The sequence below is a fragment of the Cytobacillus sp. Bac17 genome, from assembly GCF_024519925.1.
GTDB classification, from domain to species: domain Bacteria; phylum Bacillota; class Bacilli; order Bacillales; family Cytobacillaceae; genus Cytobacillus; species Cytobacillus pseudoceanisediminis.
This window is the reverse complement of sequence record NZ_JALJRC010000104.1, coordinates 1-425: the sequence shown is the minus strand read 5'-3', so window position 1 is coordinate 425 and position 425 is coordinate 1. Positions and strand designations below refer to the sequence as shown.

Sequence of the window (425 nt, the reverse complement as noted above, 5' to 3'; positions counted from 1 at the left end):
TCAGTTGTGATAAAGCCTGGTGCAATAGCATTGACCGTTATGCCTCTTGTTGCACGTTCCTTTGCCGCGGTCTTTGTCCGGCCCCTCCCCCCTGCTTTTTCCTCTCCCTCCTTCTCCTTTCCCCCCTCTCTCTTTCCTTCTTTTTCCTTCTTCCCCTCCTTCCTTCCTTCTTTTTTCTTTCCCCCCCCTCCCCCTCTCTCCTCTTTTCCCTCCCCCCCTTCCTCTCCTCCTTTCTTTCTCTCCCCCCCCCCTCTTTTTCCCCTTCCTTCCTTTTTCTCCTCTTTTTTCCTCCCCCCTCTCCCTCCTTTCCTTCTTCCTTCTCTCCCCCTTCTCCCTCTCCTTTCCTCTTTTCCTTCTCTCCCTTCCCTTCTTTTCTTCCCTCCCTTTCCTTTCCTTTCTTCCTCTCTTCTTCCTTTCTCTCCTCT

The 425-nt window shown here is 52.5% G+C and carries 1 pseudogene; it reads right to left on the bottom strand.

The features are described 5' to 3' along the window. A pseudogene (locus tag NR125_RS29380) lies at nt 1-98 on the bottom strand (beta-ketoacyl-ACP reductase); the annotation flags it as partial. Between the last annotated feature and the right edge of the window lie 327 nt (nt 99-425).